Annotated in this window: 1 protein-coding gene; it reads left to right on the forward strand. The window is 67.2% G+C overall.

Annotated features, from left to right (window positions below; translation table 11 throughout):
• The first annotated feature begins 53 nt into the window (after positions 1-53).
• Positions 54-1243, forward strand: a protein-coding gene (locus D7X99_RS41895; RefSeq protein WP_199756434.1) for an IS3 family transposase whose coding sequence is annotated in 2 segments (ribosomal slippage) — positions 54-336 and positions 336-1243 — 1191 coding nt in all. Because the reading frame shifts where the segments join, the coding sequence is not laid out codon by codon here.
• Positions 1244-1274 lie beyond the last annotated feature (31 nt).

Genomic DNA, 1274 nt, shown 5'->3' on the forward strand with positions numbered 1-1274 from the left:
GTGAGCCTGGCCCGGTTCCGTGGACACCCGAGATGTGATGGAAGGAGCACGGGATGTCCGCGACTGACGAAAAGCAGAGGAAGCCCCGCAGGCCGCGCCGGGAGTTCACGGCGGAGTACAAGGCCGGGGCGGTGAAGCTGGTGCTGGAGGAGGGCAAGTCCATCCCCCAGGCGGCCCGAGACTTGGACCTGACGGAGTCGGCGCTGCGGCTGTGGGTCGAGCAGACGAAGACGGACAGGGGTGAGGGCAGGCCCGGAGCGCTGGCGACAGGGGAGCGCGAGGAGCTCTCCCGGCTGCGCAAGGAGAACCGGGAGCTGCGGCTGGAGCGAGAAATCCTAAAAAATGCGGCGGCCTTCTTCGCGAAGGAGATGAAGTGAAGTTCGCCTTCATCGACGCGAAGAAGGCCCTCTTCCCGGTAGCCTCCCTCTGCCGTCATCTGGAGGTTTCTCGCAGTGGCTACTACGCCTGGGCGAAGCGCTCCGAGTCCGAGCGCAAGAAGAGCGACCGGGCACTGGGCGTCGAGGTGCTCGCCGTGCACCAGGAGAGCCGGGGCAGGTATGGCGCTCCGCGAGTCCACGCGGAGCTGAAGGCGCGCGGCCGGCGGGTCGCCCGCAAGCGAGTGGCTCGGCTGATGCGCCAGGCGGGCCTGCGCGCTCGCACCCGGCGTCGATTCGTGCGGACCACCGACTCCGCGCACGGCCACCCCGTGGCGCCCAACTCCCTGGCGAGGAACTTCCAGCCAGGCCAGCCCGACCGCGCATGGGTGGGCGACATCACCTACGTCTGGACCGAGGAGGGCTGGTTGTATCTGGCCGTGCTCTTGGACCTCTTCAGTCGCAAGGTGGTGGGCTGGGCGATGGGCGAGAGAATCGACCGCGGCCTGGTGCTGAGCGCGCTCGATATGGCGTTGCTCGGCGGTCCCGCTCCGCAACTGCACCACTCCGACCGTGGCAGCCAGTATGCGAGCGAGGACTACCGCCAGCTGCTGGAGGCGCACGGCATCGGATGCAGCATGTCGCGCAAGGGCAACTGCTGGGACAACGCCGTGGCGGAGAGCTTCTTCTCCACCCTGAAGCTGGAACTCGTCTACATCACCCGCTTCAAGACACGCGAGGCGGCGAAGCAGTCGCTGTTCGAGTACATCGAGGTGTTCTACAACCGGAAGCGGCGCCACTCCGCCCTGGGCTACGTCAGCCCAGTGGAATACGAGCGGAGGGCCGCAACCAAGAGGCTGGCAGCGTAGTCAACCTGTCCACCGAACCGGAGCAGGCCCA

The sequence above is a fragment of the Corallococcus sp. AB032C genome (assembly GCF_003668935.1).
Lineage (GTDB): Bacteria > Myxococcota > Myxococcia > Myxococcales > Myxococcaceae > Corallococcus > Corallococcus exiguus.